The organism is Frankia torreyi (assembly GCF_000948395.1).
In the GTDB taxonomy this organism is placed as follows: Bacteria; Actinomycetota; Actinomycetes; order Frankiales; family Frankiaceae; genus Frankia; species Frankia torreyi.
In genome coordinates, this window is the sequence record NZ_JYFN01000007.1 from 110635 (window position 1) to 126000 (window position 15366).

10 protein-coding genes and 4 pseudogenes are annotated in these 15366 nt (G+C 72.6%); 13 read left to right on the forward strand and 1 reads right to left on the reverse strand.

Translation table 11 applies throughout. The annotated features are described in order from the left end of the window. Positions 1 to 28 precede the first annotated feature (28 nt). The 4 genes from FF36_RS06630 (at position 29) to FF36_RS06645 (ending at position 4128) form a co-directional block, all read left to right on the forward strand. Positions 29 to 1231 carry a hypothetical protein gene (locus FF36_RS06630; RefSeq protein WP_044884080.1) on the forward strand — a complete coding sequence of 401 codons (1203 nt, stop codon included), beginning with the start codon at positions 29 to 31 and terminating at the stop codon, positions 1229 to 1231. Next, positions 1228 to 2598: an amidohydrolase family protein gene (locus FF36_RS06635; protein WP_236705807.1), complete on the forward strand. Its 1371-nt coding sequence runs from the start codon at positions 1228 to 1230 to the stop codon at positions 2596 to 2598. The genes FF36_RS06630 and FF36_RS06635 overlap by 4 nt, the downstream gene beginning before the upstream one ends. Positions 2599 to 2792: 194 nt before the next feature. Further along, positions 2793 to 3425 (forward strand): RNA polymerase sigma factor, encoded by a 633-nt coding sequence (locus FF36_RS06640; protein WP_044884081.1) that lies wholly within the window; start codon positions 2793 to 2795, stop codon positions 3423 to 3425. Beyond that, positions 3418 to 4128: a hypothetical protein gene (locus FF36_RS06645; RefSeq protein ID WP_236706406.1), complete on the forward strand. Its 711-nt coding sequence runs from the start codon at positions 3418 to 3420 to the stop codon at positions 4126 to 4128. Before FF36_RS06640 ends, FF36_RS06645 begins: the two co-directional genes overlap by 8 nt. Positions 4129 to 4197: 69 nt before the next feature. On the opposite strand, the gene FF36_RS06650 is transcribed toward FF36_RS06645, so the two are convergent. Further along, positions 4198 to 6096 carry an alkaline phosphatase D family protein gene (locus tag FF36_RS06650; protein WP_044884082.1) on the reverse strand — a complete coding sequence of 633 codons (1899 nt, stop codon included), beginning with the start codon at positions 6094 to 6096 and terminating at the stop codon, positions 4198 to 4200. A gap of 642 nt (positions 6097 to 6738) precedes the next feature. On the opposite strand from FF36_RS06650, the gene FF36_RS06655 reads away from it, so the two are divergent. The 9 genes and pseudogenes from FF36_RS06655 to FF36_RS06685 all read left to right on the forward strand — a co-directional run. Next, entirely contained in the window at positions 6739 to 8031 is a 1293-nt protein-coding gene (locus tag FF36_RS06655) for a bifunctional o-acetylhomoserine/o-acetylserine sulfhydrylase (RefSeq protein WP_044884083.1), read from the forward strand. Next, a pseudogene (locus FF36_RS37290) lies at positions 8015 to 8383 on the forward strand (homoserine O-acetyltransferase MetX); the annotation flags it as partial. The gene FF36_RS06655 and the pseudogene FF36_RS37290, both read left to right, overlap by 17 nt. Before the next feature lies 1 nt (position 8384). After that, positions 8385 to 9313: pseudogene (gene metX, locus FF36_RS06660) on the forward strand (homoserine O-acetyltransferase MetX); the annotation flags it as partial. Positions 9314 to 9331: 18 nt separating this feature from the next. Continuing rightward, the gene (locus tag FF36_RS06665; RefSeq protein ID WP_044884085.1) at positions 9332 to 10279 is read left to right on the forward strand and encodes a MurR/RpiR family transcriptional regulator; all 948 of its coding nucleotides are present in this window, start codon (positions 9332 to 9334) and stop codon (positions 10277 to 10279) included. Between the two features lie 293 nt (positions 10280 to 10572). Next, the gene (locus tag FF36_RS06670) at positions 10573 to 11781 is read left to right on the forward strand and encodes an ABC transporter ATP-binding protein (protein ID WP_044884166.1); all 1209 of its coding nucleotides are present in this window, start codon (positions 10573 to 10575) and stop codon (positions 11779 to 11781) included. 79 nt (positions 11782 to 11860) lie between these two features. After that, positions 11861 to 13252: an ABC transporter substrate-binding protein gene (locus FF36_RS06675; protein ID WP_044884086.1), complete on the forward strand. Its 1392-nt coding sequence runs from the start codon at positions 11861 to 11863 to the stop codon at positions 13250 to 13252. A 35-nt stretch (positions 13253 to 13287) separates the two neighbouring features. Further along, positions 13288 to 14190, forward strand: a complete 903-nt coding sequence (locus tag FF36_RS06680; protein WP_044884087.1) for a metallophosphoesterase — start codon at positions 13288 to 13290, stop codon at positions 14188 to 14190. A gap of 99 nt (positions 14191 to 14289) precedes the next feature. Further along, positions 14290 to 14569: pseudogene (locus FF36_RS37295) on the forward strand (sugar ABC transporter permease); the annotation flags it as partial. 5 nt (positions 14570 to 14574) lie between these two features. Further along, positions 14575 to 15270 (forward strand): annotated as a pseudogene (locus tag FF36_RS06685) (carbohydrate ABC transporter permease); the annotation flags it as partial. Positions 15271 to 15366: the final 96 nt, after the last annotated feature.

Here is a 15366-nt window from a genome sequence, read left to right on the forward strand (position 1 = left end):
CCCGGGGGTCTTCACGAGAAGGAGCAACATGGGACGTTTCCGACGAGGAGCCGCCGTCGCCTTCGGCACGGCGCTCGCCCTGACCCTGACGGCGTGCAGCGGGGACTCCGGCGGCGGGTCCGCCGCCGGGTCCACCGGCGGGGGGTCCACCTCCGCGGCGCCGGCCGTCGCGTCCGGCGGCGCACTCGACCTGACCGGCGCCTGCCCCGCCACCGTCGTGGTCCAGACCGACTGGTTCGCCGAGTCCGAGTACGGATTCCTGTACAACCTGATCGGACCGGACGCGAAGGTCGACACCGGCAAGAAGCGGATCACCGGCTCCCTCGTCTCCGGCGGCAAGGACACCGGGGTCAACATCGAGGTCCGGTTCGGCGGCGCGGCCATCGGGTACGAGCAGGTCAGCGCCCAGATGTACGTGGACAAGTCGATCAATCTGGGGATCGTCTCCACGGATGAGGCCATCCAGAACTCGGCCTCCCAGCCGACCAGGGCGGTGTTCGCGCCGTTCGAGGTGGCCCCCATGATGATCATGTGGGACAAGAGCAAGCATCCGAACTTCACGACGCTGGTCGACATCGGGCAGACCGACACCAAGGTCCTCTACTACGAGACCGACGCCTACATGCAGTACCTGCTCGGCGCCGGCATCCTGCGCCAGGGCCAGGTCGACGGCAGCTACGACGGCTCCCCGTCACGCTGGGTCGCCGAGGACGGCAAGATCGCCGAGGCCGGCTTCGCCACCTCGGAGCCCTACATCTACAAGCACGAGCTCGGTGACGGGCACAGCTACGACGTCAACCTCCAGCTCGTCAACGACACCGGCTACCCGGTGTACGGCCAGGCCCTGTCGGTCCGCACCGGCGACGAGGCGAAGCTCGCCCCGTGCCTGAAGAAGCTGGTGCCGATCGTGCAGCGCTCGCAGGTCGACTTCCTCGCCCACCCGCAGACGGCGAACGGGCTCATCATCAAGGCGGTCAAGGCGGACGCCGCCTCGGTGTGGAACTACTCGCCGGGGCTCGCCGCGTACGCCGTGCAGACGATGAAGGACCGCGGGCTGGTCTCCAACGGGTCGAACGCGACGATCGGCGACATGGAGCAGAGCCGGGTCAACCGGATGATCCAGATCCTGACCCCGATCTACGCCGGCCAGAAGAAGCCGGTGCGCAGCGGACTCACCCCCGCCAGCCTGTTCACCAACCAGTACATCGACAAGACCATAGGCCTGAAGTGACTGATCCCGCCGCCGTCGAGCCGACCACCTTCGTACTGCGGGCCCGGCATGTGCTGACCATGGGCGCGGCCGGGCACGTGCGCGACGGTGCGGTCGCGGTGGTCGACGGGCGCATCGCCGCGGTCGACGGGTACGCCGCGATCGCGGCGCGGTTCGCGGACCTACCGGTCCTCGGCGACGGCGGCGGGATCCTCACCCCCGGCTTCGTGAGCTGCCACGGGCACTTCTCGGAGGGCCTGGTCACCGGCATCGGGGAGACCCACACGCTGTGGGAGTGGTTCGTCCACGTGGTCGAGCCGATCGAGGCGCACCTGACCCGGGACATGGCCTACGTGGGCACCCTGCTCAAGGCGACCGAGATGGCCCTGTCGGGGGTGACGACGGTCGGGGACATGTTCTGCTCCGCGCCGGGCACCCCGGCGATCACCCCCGGGATCGTCGACGCGCTCGACGTCGTCGGGCTGCGCGGGGACGTCTCGTTCGGCCCGGCGGACGTCCCGCACGGCTACCCGGTCGACCGGATCGTCGCCGAGCACCACGCACTCGCCCAGGCCGCGGCGGCCTCCCGACGCACCCGGTTCCGGGTCGGCCTGGCCACCATCCCGTCCAGCAGCGACACGCTGCTCGCGGCCACGCGGTCGCTGCTGGCCGAGACGGACCGGCTGCACGTCCACCTGCACGAGGTGCGGGAGGAGGTGACGGCGTCGCGCACGGCCCGCGGGGCCAGCTCCATCGAGGTCGCCGCCCGCCTCGGCCTGCTCGACGCGCAGACCGTCGCCGCGCACTGCGTCTGGCTCTCCGACGACGACGTCGCGTTGCTGCGCCGGCACGCGGTCGCCGTGGCGCACTGCCCGGTGTCGAACATGATCCTGGCCAGCGGGGTATGCCAGGTGCCGCGGCTGCTGCGGGACTCGGTGCCCGTCGGCCTCGGGGTGGACGGCGCCGCCAGCAACGACAGCCAGGACATGCTGGCGACCGTCAAGACCGCGGCCCTGTTGCAGAAGGTGCACCACCAGCAGGCCGACGTCCTGACCGCGCCGGCGGTGCTGCGGATGGCGACCCTCGGCGGTGCCCGCGCGCTCGGCCTCGACGACACCGTCGGCAGCCTGGATGTGGGCAAGGCCGCCGACCTGGTGCTGTTCGCCGAGGCGAGCCCGTCGATGGCGTTCGTGCACGACCCCTACCAGGCCGTCGTGTACTGCGCGGGTACGCGGGACATCGCCGGCGTGTGGGTCGACGGCGAACGGATCGTCGCCGGCGCGCAGATCCTCACCGCCGACGTCCCCGCGATCCTGCCGCACGCCCGCGAGCTCGCGGTCGAACTCGCCACCCGCGCCGGCCTCGCCTCGGAACTCGCCGTCACCTAGACACTCCTGGACAAGCAGGTCCTTCGCACAGTTGCGGCGCGCGTTGCGGTGCGACACGCACGGCCTACAGGGTTCAGACCGTGCAGCACGCACCGCAACCGCCGGCTGGTCGCCCGCCGGGCTGCTGTGCACTTCTCGTGGGGCTGCGGGAACCGGACGGCGCCGGGCGGACACATAACCGGTATGGGGCAGCGATGACGGGTGAGTCCGAGTCGGACGAGGCACTGCTGGCGCGGGCCGCCCGCGGGGACGGCGCGGCGTTCGGGCGGCTGTTCAGGGCGCATGCGGGCGTCGTGCACTCGTACTGCTTCCACCGTCTCGGGTCGTGGGGCGAGGCTGAGGACGCGACGTCGGTGGTCTTCCTGGAGGCGTGGCGGCGGCGGTCCGACGCGGTGGTGGTGTCGGGGTCGTTGCGGTCCTGGCTGCTCGGTGTCGCGACGAACGTGATGCGCAACCAGCGGCGCGCCGCCCGTCGGTACGACGCGGCGCTGTACCGGCTGCCGCCGGCGCGCGCGGAGCCGGACCATGCCGACGACGTCGTATCGCGGCTGGATGACGAGCGGCGGATGCGGGCGGTCCTGGACGAGCTCGCGGTGCTGGATCGCGGGATGCGGGAGGCCGTCGTACTGGTGGCGATGGAGGGTCTGACCTATGCGGAGGCCGCGGTGGCGCTTGGTATCCCGGTGGGGACGGTGCGGTCACGGTTGGCGCGGGCGCGCGGCCGGCTGAAAAAGGTGCGGACGGCGGCTGACTCCTGGGATCTCCCTGCCGGTGTAGCCGGTCCGACGGGAGACCTACCCGGTCAGGAAATGGCGCGAGATGTCTGATCTGGAGTTTGGGCAACTTCCGCCGCCGCGGTCGATTCCCGGGGAGCGGCTGGAGCAGCGTCGGATTCTGCTCGAACGTTACGTCGCCGCTTCGCTGCGGTCGTCGCCGAAACGGTGGTGGCGGCGACGGCGGGTGCTGCTCCCGGGCACTGTGGTGGTCGTCACCTGCCTAGCCGCGGCCGGCTGGGGCCTGCGACCGGGTGGCCTGGCCGACCGGGCGAGCGCCGTTGGTTGCTATTCCGCCGTCAGCCTTCAGAGCGATACCGCTGTCATCGGTGGTGCTGCCGCGGCCGATCCTGTCGGTGCCTGTCTCGAGATGTGGCGGCGCTCCGGGCTCGAGTCTGGTGGCGATGCAGCCGCCTGCCTGCGCGACGACGGGGGAATCGCCGTGTTCCCGCGCAAGGACGCCTGCGGATCCCTGGGACTGCGACCGTTCGCGGGTGTTTCTGACCTGGGGCGGCGGTTCGCCGCCTTCCAGCACGACGCGGTCAGCCTGGTAGCGGCGGATCGCTGCCGTCCTCGCGCGGAGATCGTGGCCGATCTCCGGCGAGCACTGGATTCCTACGGGTTTTCCTCATGGTCGGTCGACGACAGCGGATTCGGCCGGCCATGGGCGCGCGGTCTGCCCTGCGCCAGCCTCGCCATCGACCACGACCGGTCAGCCGTGGTCGTCGTGCCGTTTCCCGATCTCCGCCAGAAATGAGGGTGGGGGTGGTCGGCTCCCCTCGGGCGACCACCACCCAGCAGCCCTTCCAGGGTCCAGGGGTGAGGGTCACGGGGTGAGGTCGGCGACGAGGACGGGGTCGAGGCCGCCGGGGGTGCCGTCCGGCTCGGTCTTCGACACGGTCAGGCGCGCGGTGCGGCCCTCGAGCTCCAGCACGGCGAGCTGGCTGTCGAACCAGGGGCCGTCGGTCACCGTCCAGCGCAGCGCCCGCCGGGGCACGCCGGCGAGTCGCGCGACCGCCCCCGACGCCACGGCGAACGGGGTCCGGCGGGACAGGGCGTCGATCCGGCGGATCCCGGGGCCGAGCGGGTTGCGGAACGGCGAGCAGACCGCCTGCCACACCGGCACGTCGACCCCGGCCGGCCCGACCTTCGACAGGTCGGCTCGGGCGAGGTAGGCGTGGTGCACGTCGCCCGACAGCACGACGACGCTGGCCGGGGCGGGGCCGTGCTCGCCGGCGCTGACGGCGCGCAGCAGCTCCGTCATCGCGTCGAAGGACGCGCCGAACGCCGCCCAGTGTTCGAGATCGAGCGCCTGGCGCAGCCGCTCGGCCACCTCGGCGGCGCGGCGGCCCCACCGGCCCGCCGCGATCTGCTCGTTGGCCGCCTCGACGTTGTGGATCAGCGGGCTGAGCAGGTACGGCACCGACGTGCCGAGCAGCAGATGGTCGACCTCGCCGGTGTGCTCGGTCTGCCGGCACACCCAGGCCCACTCGGCGGCGTCGACCATCGCCCGCGTGCCGTCCGCCGCGACGACCCGCGTCGCCCGCGAGTCGATCACGACCAGCCGGGTCCGGCCCAGATCCCAGCGGAAGCTCCACCGCACCGACCGCTCCCGCGGTTCGACGACGCCCAGGTCGGCCTCGGCCTGGGCGTCGACCTCGGCCTGCTCGGGCTCGGTGGGGTCCGTGGGGTGGGGGTCCGTGGGGTGGGGGTGGTCGGGGACGGCTCGGTCGGCGTCGGCGTCGGAACGCCGGGCGAAGGCGCGCAGCAGGTCCTCCGCGGACGGGCCGGGGCCGCTGAGGCCGTCTGGGCCGGGTTGGCCGGCCGCGATGACGGCTCGGTGAACCGGATCGCGGTCACGCTCGTCCGGTGTCAGGTTGCCCAGGTGCTGGTACAGCCAGTAGGCCATGATCCCGCCGGTGATCCGCGCGTCCCACCAGGGCTCGGTCCTGATCTGCGCGCGCCACGCCGCGGAGATGTTCCAGTCGTCGCGCACGTCGTGATCATCGAAAATCATGGCGGTGGGGACCGTGGACAGCAGCCAGCGGATCTCCGGCTGCGACCAGGCCTCCTGGTAGAGCCAGGTGTACTCCTCGAAGTCGGCGATCTCCTCCCCCGGGGGAGCGGTGACGTCGCGTCGCCGCCGGATCCGCGCGGCGGTCTGCGGGGAGACGTGGTCGGCGTAGACCTGGTCGCCCAGCAGCAGCAGGGCGCCGGGCCAGGTGGCGGGGTCGCGGGTGGGCAGCTCCAGCGCGAGCGCGTGCAGCGCGTCCGTGCCCAGGCCCTGGCTGTCGTCGTCGGCGTTCAGGGTGTACGGCGGCTCCTGCGGCGCGGTGACCCGGCAGGAGCCGAAGACGATGCGCACCGGTTCGCCGCCGCCGACCGGCCGCAGCAGGCTCGGGGGCGCCCCGGGCTCGGGCCACACCCGCAGGGGAGGCGCCGCGGCCCCGGCCAGCCACACCTCGTACGGAACCGGCTCCCCGGGCACAAGACCGTCCGCGACGATTAGGCCGTAGTGGTGCCCGGCCACCTCGAACGTCGACGCGCGGCCCGCGACCCGTCCGAGTGGACCAGGGTCGCCCGGACCCGGGTCCCCCTCTCCCTCGCCCACCACCTGCGGCGGAAGGGCGACCAGCACCTCGCACGCGGCGTCGGTCTCCACCCAGACGGCGACGCGGGAGACGTCCGGGTGGCGTTGGATGGGGCCAAGGAGGAGTCCAGCCATCCTTCTACTGTCGCCCGTCCCGGCCGTCCCACCGGTGGCGGGTGCGCTCCAGATCAGCAATCATGAATACCAGCGCCATTTCGGCCGGCCGGGCGCAGACAACGGGGCGTCGCGCTGCTAGCGTCGTCAACTGTGAGGTCACACGTCGGACATCGGGGACGGTTTCGCGCCGCCGTGCGATGTTCCGTGGGGTGCCCGGACTCCGGCGTCCCGGCCGTCCGCCGGCCTCGCGGCGCCGCCCCCGTCGTGGCGTCCTCCGGTCGCTGACCGGGCCCTTTCGCCGCGACCGTTCGTCGGCATCCCGCCCACCAGCCCTGGCCGCGCCGGCTCCGGTGACCGCCGTGGCCCGCGTCCGGCCACGGGCCGCCGCATACCCAGGTCACGTCCGCGTCACAACCGCGTCACGTCCCTGACGGTGGACGGCGGCCCGCCAAGCCCGGCATCATGCCGCCCGCACCCGACGCCCCACCGCAGGCGACGACCCACCGCAGGCGACGACCCACCGTCGGCGACGACCCACCGTCGGCGACGTTCCNCCCGCCGGCGGCGTTCCACCACAGCCGATGTTCCACCACAGCCAATGCCGCAACGCGGCCACAGCGCAGTGCAGCCGCACCACACCGACACGGGGAGAGTCACCCAATGAGTGCCGAGAGCTGGTCGTTCGAGACTCAGCAGATCCACGCGGGCGCGCAGCCCGACCCGACGACCGGCGCCAGGGCGGTGCCGATCTACCAGACGACGAGCTACGTCTTCCGCGACACCGACCACGCGGCCGCCCTGTTCGCGCTCGGCGAGCCCGGCAACATCTACACCCGGATCGGGAACCCGACGCAGGACGTGTTCGAGCAGCGCATCACCGCCCTGGAGGGCGGCGTCGGGGCGCTGGCGCTCGCGTCCGGGCAGGCCGCCGAGACGCTGGCGATCCTCAACCTCGCCGAGGCCGGCGACCACGTGGTGTCGTCGTCCAGCCTGTACGGCGGGACGTACAACCTGTTCCACTACACGCTGCCGAAGCTCGGCATCGAGGTCACCTTCATCGCGGACCCGGACGACCTGGAGGAATGGCGCGACGCCGTCCGCCCGAACACGAAGGCGTTCTACGGCGAGACGATCGGCAACCCGCGCGGCGACGTCCTCGACACCGCCGGGGTGTCCGAGGTCGCCCACGCCCACGGCATCCCGCTCATCATCGACAACACACTGGCCACCCCGTACCTGTACCGCCCGCTGGAGCACGGCGCGGACATCGTCGTGCACTCGGCGACGAAGTTCATCGGCGGCCACGGCACGGCGATCGGCGGCGTCATCGTCGACGGCGGCCGGTTCGACTTCGGCGCGTCCGGCCGGTTCGCGAACTTCACCACGCCCGACCCGAGCTACCACGGACTGGTCTACTGGGAGGCGCTCGGCCACGGCTCCTACATCGCCAAGGCCCGCGTGCAGCTCCTGCGCGACATCGGCGCCTCGATCTCCCCGTTCACCTCGTTCCTGCTGCTGCAGGGGCTGGAGACGCTGTCGCTGCGGGTCGAGCGGCACACCGCGAACGCCCAGCGGGTGGCCGAGTGGCTCGAGGCGCGCGACGAGGTGAGCTGGGTGACCTATCCCGGGCTGCCGTCGTCGAAGTGGTACTCCCGGGCGCAGCAGGTGCTGCCCCGCGGCGCGGGGGCGATCCTGTCGTTCGGCATCGCCGGCGGGGCCGCGGCCGGGCGGAAGTTCGTCGAGGGAGTCGAGCTGTTCAGTCACCTGGCCAACGTCGGCGACGCGCGCTCGCTGATCATCCACCCGGCGACGACGACACACTCCCAGCTCACCGAGGCCGAGCAGGCCGCGACCGGGGTCACCCCCGACCTGATCCGGCTGTCGGTCGGCATCGAGGGGATCGACGACATCCTCGCCGACCTCGACGCGGGGTTCCGTGCCGCCAAGAGCTGAGCCGGGGGGCGCCGGTCCGGCCCCGCCGACCGGACCGGCGCCGCCACCGGCCTCCCCCGGCCCGGCCTCCCCCGGCCCGGCCTCCCCCGATCCGACCACGGCCGATCCACGTGGCGGCGTGCCGGCGGGTGACCGGGCACCGGCCGTCTCCGGGGCGTGGCGGGCGGGCGTCGACCCGGTCGGGCGGCGGCGGTTCGCCGAGCTGCCCGGCCCGCTGCGCCTGGAGCGCGGCGGGGTGCTGCCGGGGGTGCGGGTGGCGTACGAGACCTGGGGGCGCCTGGACGCCGCGGCCAGCAACGCGGTGCTGGTCCTGCACGCGCTCACCGGGGACAGCCACGCCGCCGGTCCCGCCNAACCGGGCCATCCGAGCGCGGGCTGGTGGGATGGGCTGATCGGGCCGGGCCGGGCGCTCGACACCGAGCGGCTGTTCGTCGTCAGCCCCAACGTCCTGGGCGGCTGCCAGGGCACGACCGGTCCGGCCACCACCGCACCGGACGGCCATCCCTGGGGCGGTCGCTGGCCCGAGATCACCATCGCCGATCAGGTCTCCGCCGAGGTGGCGGTCGCCGACGCCCTGGGCGTGCGGCGCTGGGCAGCGGTGGTCGGCGGGTCGATGGGCGGGATGCGGGCGTTGGAGTGGGCCGTCGGCCATCCCGACCGGGTCGGGCGGGTCGTGGTGCTGGCCTGCGGCGCCACCGCGACGGCGGAGCAGATCGGGCTGTACGCGGTGCAGGTGCGCGCGATCATCGACGACCCGGGCTGGCACGGCGGCGACTACCACCGCCTGCCGGCGGCGCAGGGGCCCGCCGCGGGGATGGGCCTGGCCCGCCGGATGGCCCAGATCAGCTACCGCAGCGAGGAGGAGCTGGAGGACCGCTTCGCCACCCGGACCCGCCCGGACGGGCAGTTCGAGGTGGCCTCCTACCTCGACCATCACGCCGGCAAGCTGGCCCGTCGGTTCGACGCCGGCACCTACGTCGCCCTGACCCGGGCGATGATGACTCAGGACGTCGGACGGGGCCGCGGCGGGTTCGCCGCGGCGCTGCGCGCCTGCCCGGTGCCGTTCACCGTCGCGGGCGTCGACTCCGACCGGCTCTACCCGCTGCGGCTGCAGCAGGAGATCGCCGTGTTCACCGGCGCGCCGCTGCGCGTCATCCACTCCCGCAGCGGTCACGACGGCTTCCTCACGGAGACCGACCAGGTCGCCGCGCTCGTCCGCGAGGCGCTCGGGGCGCTGCGCGGCGGCGACTCTCCGACCGGGTCACCCGGCTCGTCACCTTAGGCGTGTAAGACCTCCATCATGGTGACTCCCTTCACCGGACCGGCCGGTGCCGTCCGTCCGGGCGGGCTGTTCGCGGCCATCCGCGCGACCCTGCCGAGCCTCGTGCCGAGCGAGCAACGGGTGGCCGAGGTGTGCCTGGCCCGTCCGGGGGAGGTGGTGGAGTGGTCCGCGGCCCAGCTTGCGGAGGCGGCGGGGACGTCGGCGGCCACCGTGGTGCGGGCCTGCCAGTCGCTGGGCTTCCGCGGGTTCCAGCACTTCCGGGTGGAGCTGGCCCGCGAGGCCGGGGCGGCGGCACTGCGCGGCGAGGTCGGCCGCGCCGGCGCCGGGGACCCGGTCGAGCGGCTGGTCGACACCGTGTTCGAGGCGGCGGCGAAGGTGCTCGCCGACGCGTTGGGACCGTTGGACCGCGCGTGCCTCACCCCGGCGGTCGACCTGCTGGACTCCGCCGGGCGGCTGCTCATCGTCGGCAACGGCGGTTCGGGGCCCGTCGCCCAGGATGCGGCGCTGCGCTTCCTGAGCATCGGCCGTCCGGCGGAGGCGCCGGGTGATTCGATCATCCAGGAGATCACGGCCCGGCTGCTCGCCCCCACCGACGTCTGCCTGGTCATCACCTCGTCCGGCGCGAACGAGCCGACGCTGCGCGCCGCCGAGGCCGCCCGCACCGCCGGGGCCGCGGTCGTCGGGATCACCAGTTACACGTCGGGCCCGCTGGCCGAGATCGCCGACATCACCCTCGTCGTCGGGACGCCCGACTGGCCGGTCGGCACGGACACGATCGCGAGCCGGCTGGCGTCGCTGCTGCTGCTCAACGCGCTGCAGCTTGCCGTCGGGCTGCGCCGGGAGAACGACCCGCAACGAGCGTCATCCCTGGTCCCGGACGTCCTCGGCCACTCCGTGCGGGCCGAGCCGGCGAGTCCGCCGGAGCCGGCGGGGACCGAGCACGGCGACGGGCCTCGGCGGCGGTAGGCACTCGGCGGTCGCTCCTCCGGGGGCGGATACCCGACGGTGGGGATCCGACTGCAGGTACACAGCCCACAGATCTTCTCACTTTCGGTAACAGACGACGACGGCACAATCGGCGCCTTGACCAGGTCGAATGGCACCCCTCGCCACCAGAAGCCAGAGAGAACCGTTGCGATAAGTGACCACCGTCCGTTTCCCGTCCGTCGAAGACCGTTCATCTCGGTATTCGACGCTGCCCAGGTAACAGGAAACCGGGAGCAGCCCCGCCCCCGGAACGGACGTTACCTGGAGTGCTGGTGGCAGAGATCCGGATCGAGGGCCTGACGAGGACCTTCGGCGATGTCCGCGCCGTCGACGACATCTCCCTCGAGGTGGCCGACGGCGACTTCCTCGTGCTGCTGGGCCCGAGCGGATGCGGGAAGACGACGCTGCTGCGGATGATCGCGGGCCTGCTGGAGCCGAGCGAGGGCCGCATCCTGCTCGGCGAACGCGACATCACCCACCTGCCGGCCCGCCAACGCGACCTCGCGATGGTGTTCCAGAGCTACGCGCTCTACCCGCACCTGTCCGTCGAACGCAACATCGGTTTCCCACTGCGGGCCGCCCGCGTGCCCCGGGCCGAGATCCGCCGCCGGGTCCGCGAGGTCGCCGGGCAGCTCGAACTCGACCACCTGCTCGCCCGCCGACCCCGCGAGCTGTCCGGTGGCCAGCGCCAGCGGGTCGCCCTCGGCCGGGCGCTGGTCCGCGACCCGCAGGCGTTCCTCATGGACGAGCCGCTGTCCAACCTCGACGCCAAGCTGCGCACCGCGACCCGTACCGAGCTCACCGCCCTGCATCGCCGGCTCGGACGCACCTTCGTCTACGTCACCCATGACCAGGTCGAGGCGATGTCGATGGCCACCCGCGTGGCGCTGCTCAGCGGCGGCCGGGTGGAGCAGGTCGGCACGCCGACGGAGGTGTACGACACCCCGGCGTCCGTGTTCGTCGCGGGCTTCCTCGGCGCGCCGCCGATGAACCTGCTGGCGGCCCGCATCGAGGCGGACGGCCCGATGCTGACGGTGCAGGCACCGGGGCTGCGCCTCCCCCTGTGGCCGGGCACGGCGCCGGACCGCGACGTGACCCTCGGCCTCCGGCCCGAGAGCCTGCGCCGGATCCCGGCCGGCGACGCCACCGCGCGAGACCACCCCGGTGTGGAGATCGAGGGTGTCGTCACCGCGATCGAGAACCTGGGCAGCGAGGAGGTGGCCTGGTGCGATGTGCACGGGCAGCCGGTGGCGCTACGCGGTCCGCGGCCGATCGGACTCGCGGTCGGTGACCGGACCCGGCTCGGCGTCGACCCGGCCCGCGTCCACCTGTTCGACCGGGCCAGCGGACGCCGCCTGACCTGGCAGCAGCCGGCCAGCCGGCCCGCGGTGCCGGTCGCCCTCGCCGCCGGGACGCCGGCTCCCCCCGATCCGACCACCGCGACTCCGACCACCGCGACTCCGACCACCGCCGGCGTCTGACCCGCCACACCCGCCACACCCGAGCCACCCGAGCCACCCGCCACACCCGAGCCAAGGCCCACTCGATCCCCCAGGGAGCATGCCCGTGGCCCGACCACGCCTGCTGCGCGCCGCGGCTGGCCTCGTGCTGATCGCCGCGCTGGCCTCCGCGTGTGCGACGTCCTCGTCCACGCCGTCCAGCGCGGCCGCCGGCGCCAGCGCCGGCTCGACCGCGACGATCCCCGAACTCGCCCCGGATCAGAAGGTCTCCATCGTCTTCGAGAGCTACAACCTCACCAGCACGGGCACCTGGAAGCCGGTCATCGAGGGACTGCTGCACGACTTCGAGGCCGCGCATCCCAACATCACCGTCAAGGGCCAGCCGCCGCAGGGCACCACGCCGAACGGCGACTACACCAGCAGCGTGAAGAACCAGGTACTGGCCGGTCACCCGCCGGACGTCGCCCAGGTCACGTTCGACGCGCTGCGGTTTGCCGCCGGCAGCCTCGGCGCCCAGCCGCTGGACACCCTGGTCGGACGGGACGCCGTGCAGGCCAACTTCGGCGGCACCCACCCGTTCGCCCCCACGGCTCGCCCCCTCGGCAACGTCGACGGCAAGACCTACGCGGTGCCCTACGTCTTCTCCACCCCGGTGCTCTGGCTGAACAGGACGCTGTTCACCCAGGCCGGGCTCGACCCGGCCAACCCGCCGAAGACCTGGGCCGACGTCCGGACCGCCGCCCTGGCCATCAAGGCCAGGACCGGCAAGGACGGCATCGTCGTCGACTGCCTGACGAAGGCCGCCGTCTGGTGCTTCCAGAGCCTGGTCCGATCCTCGGGAGGTCGGGTGATGTCCGCGGACGGCCGGACGCTGTCGTTCGGCGACGCGCCGGCCGTCTCGGCGGTGTCGACCGCGGCTGACCTGGCCCACAGCGGCGCCATGCCCAACCTGGACCAGCAGCAGGCGTTCAAGGCGTTCAGCAGCGGACAGCTCGGGATGATCCTGGAGACCAGCGCCGTGCAGGGGCTGTTCATGGCCGGGGCCAAGGCGAACAACTGGGAGCTCGGCGCCTCGCAGGAGCCGTCGTTCGGGTCGAAGCCGGTTGTCCCCACCAACTCGGGCTCCGGCCTGGCCGTCTTCAGCAAGGACCCGGCCAAGCAGCGCGCCGCCTGGGAGCTGATCAAGTTCCTCACCAGCGACCACGCCTACACCCAGATCTCCTCGAAGATCGGCTACCTGCCGCTGCGCACCGGGCTCATCGACGACCCGAACGGCCTGCAGGCGTGGGCGAAGGCGAACCCGCTCATCAAGCCCAACCTCGACCAGCTCACCCGGCTGCAGCCGTGGGAATCCTTCCCCGGCGACAACTACCTGCAGATCAGCGACACGATGATGTCCGCGGTCGAGGGCGCCGTCTTCGGCGACAAGGACCCCGCCGCCGCGATGGCCGCCGCGCAGAAGCAGGCCACCACCCTCCTGCCGCCCAAGTGACCCCGACGGACATGTCCGCCACGCCCGCGGAAGGGATGCCCGTGCTCCCCCAGCTCGCCCCGAACGCCCACACGCCCACCCACACCCTGATCCAGATCAGCGACACCCACATCGTCCGATCGGGCGAACGGCTGTACGACAAGGTCGACACCCATGCCGTGCTGTCGGCCGTCCTCGCTCAGCTCGAGGCATCCCCGCTGCAGATCGGCGTCCTGCTGCTCACCGGCGACCTGGCCGACAGCGGCGATCCGCTGGCCTACCGACGGCTGCGGGAGCTGGTGGAGCCGGTCGCCGCCCGGATGGGGGTGCCGGTCCTCTACGGGATGGGCAACCACGACGCGCGTGGGCCGTTCCGGGCAGGGCTCCTCGGCGTGGAGCCGACCACCGAGCCGCACGACTACACGCACTGGGTCGGCGACCTGCGGGTCATCGTTCTTGACAGCACCGAGCCGGGCCAGCACGGCGGTTTCCTCAGCACCGCCCAACTGGGCTGGCTCGCCGACGAGCTGGCCACGCCGGCTCCCGCCGGGACGGTGCTGGCCCTGCACCACCCGCCCGTGCCCTCCCCGATCGCCGCGGTCAACACGCTGCTGCTCACCGAACCGGAGAACCTCGCGGCCGTCCTCGCCGGCAGCGACGTGAAGATCGTGCTGACCGGGCATGCCCACCACGCGTCGGCGGGTGTGCTCGGCGGGATCCCGGTGTGGGTGGCGGGTGCCACCGCCTACCGGGCCCAGGTAATCGGGGCGGCAGACCGGATGACCGGGCTGGTGGGCGGCGAATACACCCGGGTCGACGTCTACCCGGCCGGCGCGGTGGCCACCACGGTGCCGATCGGCACCGCCGACGTGATCTATGACTTGAGCCTGGACGATCTCAGCCGCCACGCCGCCGAGTACACCGCCCACGCCGCCCAGGCCGCCCACGCCGCCCTCTGACGTCCCATCGAGCGTGCGGGAGCGCGCCACCCCCGAGCGTGGCCCGGTCGGACCCCGCACGGGGGTGGCGTCCGCCTGCCGGAGAGGAAGTTCCAGATCGTGTTCGTCGAAGTCGCGCCGTCCGGCGCCGCGAGGATCTCCGGCGGCGGTGGGGCCGCGGTGGCGGTCCCGGTCAGACGGGTCCAGGCCGCTCGCCCGCCGCTTGCCCAGCGGGCGCTGGGCGCCCTGCCGCCGTATCTCTACCTGCTGCCCGGCCTGGTCTGCCTGGTGCTGTGGACCTACAAACCGATCGTCGAGGCCGTCCAGCTCTCCTTCTACCACTGGAACCTGCTGCCCACCTCGCCGCGGACCTACGTCGGGTTCGAGAACTACCGGCGGGNGTTNACCCTCCCCCAGTTGCGCGGCGCCGCCGAGAACACGCTCTGGTACATGCTCGGCCTGATCCCCTTCTCGATCATCCTGCCCACCGCCATCGCGTTGGGAATCCGGAACCTGGGCGACCGTTCGCGGGCAACGTACCGTGCACTGATCTTCCTGCCGATGCTCATGGCGCCGGTCGCCACGGCCGCGGTGTGGCGCTGGCTGCTGGACCCCAAGGGAATCGTCAACCACGCTCTCGGTCTCGGTTCCTACAACTGGCTGCGCGAGGAGCGGACGGCGCTGCTCGCCATCCTCGGGATCTGTGCCTGGCAGATCCTCGGTTTCGCCACCCTCGTCATCTCCGCCGGCCTGACCGGCATCAGCGCCGACTACGCCGAGGCGGCCGAGATGGACGGCGCCTCCCGCTGGCAGGTGACCCGCTGGGTGACGCTGCCGCTACTGCGCTCGACGCTGCTGTTCATGCTGCTCATGACGGTGCTGCTGTCCGGTCAGTGGACGTTCCCGCTCCTCGACGTGCTCACCCAGGGCGGGCCGGCGGACTCCTCGACGAACGTCTACTACCTGCTCTGGGAGTACGGCTTCCGCAGCCTCGACTCCGGTCTCGCCTCGGCCGCCGGCATCGCGTTCTTCGCCGTCTTCGCCGTCGTCGCCGCGTTCCTGGTGAAACTCGCCGACCGTTACAGCTTCGCCGACAACTGACCGGTGCCGCGCCGCACCAACCGGCGCCCGTCCCTCCCCACCGACCCGCCGACACGCCGACCCGCCGACCCGCCGACACGCCGACACGAGGACACG

Coding starts and splice junctions, on each gene's coding strand:
- FF36_RS06630 (WP_044884080.1), top strand. CDS start 29: ATGGGACGTTTCCGACGAGGAGCCGCCGTCGCCTTCGGCACGGCGCTC.
- FF36_RS06640 (WP_044884081.1), top strand. CDS start 2,793: ATGACGGGTGAGTCCGAGTCGGACGAGGCACTGCTGGCGCGGGCCGCC.
- FF36_RS06645 (WP_236706406.1), top strand. CDS start 3,418: ATGTCTGATCTGGAGTTTGGGCAACTTCCGCCGCCGCGGTCGATTCCC.
- FF36_RS06650 (WP_044884082.1), bottom strand. CDS start 6,096: ATGGCTGGACTCCTCCTTGGCCCCATCCAACGCCACCCGGACGTCTCC.
- FF36_RS06655 (WP_044884083.1), top strand. CDS start 6,739: ATGAGTGCCGAGAGCTGGTCGTTCGAGACTCAGCAGATCCACGCGGGC.
- FF36_RS06665 (WP_044884085.1), top strand. CDS start 9,332: ATGGTGACTCCCTTCACCGGACCGGCCGGTGCCGTCCGTCCGGGCGGG.
- FF36_RS06675 (WP_044884086.1), top strand. CDS start 11,861: ATGCCCGTGGCCCGACCACGCCTGCTGCGCGCCGCGGCTGGCCTCGTG.
- FF36_RS06680 (WP_044884087.1), top strand. CDS start 13,288: ATGCCCGTGCTCCCCCAGCTCGCCCCGAACGCCCACACGCCCACCCAC.